The sequence below is a fragment of the Paraglaciecola mesophila KMM 241 genome, assembly GCF_000315015.1.
GTDB classification, from domain to species: domain Bacteria; phylum Pseudomonadota; class Gammaproteobacteria; order Enterobacterales; family Alteromonadaceae; genus Paraglaciecola; species Paraglaciecola mesophila.
Window position 1 is genome coordinate 1 of record NZ_BAEP01000067.1, and the last position, 2,144, is coordinate 2,144.

Here is a 2,144-nt window from a genome sequence, read left to right on the forward strand (position 1 = left end):
TGGAGAGCACCGCAAAGTGTGGGGCAGAATGTAAAATATCAAGCGGCCATAGGCAACTCCCTCACTGATTCCCGCTGAGGCTTCATCGCAGGAAACCATTCTTCAAAATGGTTGCGTAGCTCACCATTCAATACCGCTGTTCTCGTTTGTAATAAATAATGTGCACCTTCTGGAGACCATTGCATTTGCTGTTTTTTCACCATGCGTTTCGCGATAACTTCATTCACAGTGGACTCCACAAATGCAGTCGTAATGGTTTCACCATAACGATACTTTTCGCCGTAATTAGGAATCAGGTGCCGATTGTTATCAATATACGTCCACATTTCTTCAAGCTGTTTTAAAAACTTCTTACGATTTGTATATTGTACGTTCTCGTTATCCAGGTAAAAAGTACAGTCTTCGAGTTTATCTAATGCCTTCTTAACATTCCCATGCCACAGATGCCATTTGCTGCTCTCTAAGCCTTTCGTTACATCTTTTCCTAACACAGGATCGGCCTGTGCTAGCCCTTTGGCGAATTGATTCAATACCGTTAATCTCATCGTCACATGAAACCAGTCCAGTACATGTTCAGCTTCGGGGTGCATGATATATTGTAAGCTTCTTACCGTATCACCTCCATCCGATAAAAACGAGATCTGCTGATTGGCTTGCATACCTTGCTCATTGAGTAAATGCATTAAACGACGTTGCGGGTGTGCTTCCAATTTCTGCACAAAGCCAAGGCGTTTACCGGTCTGTGTTTTTGAGAAGCACTTGCCAACAATGACTTCGAAGTGATTTTTCTTTTGCCGACAATCCCTCACATAACCGCCATCAATACCCACCGTTAGAGGTTTATCTGGTTTGGGAAGTTGGCCCCATTCCATCGGGCAACCCAAGAGGTAGCTTGCTGTTTTCTGAAGACGTTTATCCTGATGTTTAGCGACCTGATGAAGGTGCCGCCTGACGGTTTCTGCATTAAGCCCGTCATTGATCGGGAGGACATCCTTCAGTAAGTCCACAGTCAACCCATAAGACATTAACGAGGACCATTTCGTCTCCATATACTGTAATTCAGGGCTATTATGGTCACTTAACCAGTCGTTTAACACACTGAATGTTTGTGTCGTTGATGCTGCACATTGACAATGATAAAGGCGTTGGTTCGGTACCGGGATGATACCAAACAAGGTGCGGTACTGTATTTCAGACTGTCCTTTGATACTCCTTGGTTTCTCACAATCGGGGCAGCATCGATGTGCCTCGGTATAGGTTTTCGCTTGATGTTGGATGATACTTATTTGTAACTGTTTAAGCAGTTGCTTGGATTCGGCTAAGGACAAACCAACTAAGTCTTCAGTCCCGGTTCCTTTGTCCAAACAAATCAGCTCTTTGAGGTATGTTTGACCCTGGTCATTATCAATCACGACTTGAATGTGCATTTTCATGGGCGTCTTCTCCTTTAGCAAAGAAACAATCAGCAGGGATAAATCGCATCAGACAGTGGTTGAGACAACAAGGTATTAATAGCTTGCCGATTAAAGCGGATGGCTTCATATTTCTCGATCAATAAACGAATGTCCCCCACTGTTATTGTAGCTTCATTTCCATGAAAAATGTCGACGAGTATCGCCGATAAAGCGTATTGTTCATCAGTGCGATAATAGGGTTTATTGTCGATGAATCGACCTTGCCCTTTATAACAATAAGGGGCGAAGGCTGTTATATCGTCGATCGGTTGTATGGCCTCGATACGAATATCATTCAACCAGTGGTCATAAAAATTATAGGTGTAGGTAAATCGGTCACCGATATCAAAGCCAAAATCATCTAGAATGACCGTAAGAGGGTTATCAGAAAAGCTCAGGCCGCCTTCATAAGCAATACCGTAATCTTTACCGAAAATATGAAAACTGTGTAAGTAGTCATTCTCCCACCCCATCGCCAATTGAATGATATGATGGAGGTCGGCTAAGGACGTGTTACCCGAGAGCTGGAGTCGACGCCAAATCATCGGGCTGATGCCTCGCAAGGCAACTTTGAACGCGTAAATATTCATGGTATAGGCACCTCAAATTACGTACAATTTGAGGCTCTCGCACTTTTAAAGAATTAAAAAGCTTTCATTCAATTGCCCCACACTTTGCGGTGCTCTCCAA

The 2,144-nt window shown here is 43.5% G+C and carries 2 protein-coding genes; both read right to left on the reverse strand.

Annotated features, from left to right (window positions below; genetic code table 11):
* Window positions 1-38 precede the first annotated feature (38 nt).
* The gene (locus GMES_RS16325) at window positions 39-1,433 is read right to left on the reverse strand and encodes an ISKra4 family transposase (RefSeq protein ID WP_006993854.1); all 1,395 of its coding nucleotides are present in this window, start codon (window positions 1,431-1,433) and stop codon (window positions 39-41) included.
* A 29-nt stretch (window positions 1,434-1,462) separates the two neighbouring features.
* A complete protein-coding gene (locus GMES_RS16330) occupies window positions 1,463-2,044 on the reverse strand; it encodes a plasmid pRiA4b ORF-3 family protein (RefSeq protein ID WP_006993855.1) in 582 nt (193 codons plus the stop codon).
* Window positions 2,045-2,144 lie beyond the last annotated feature (100 nt).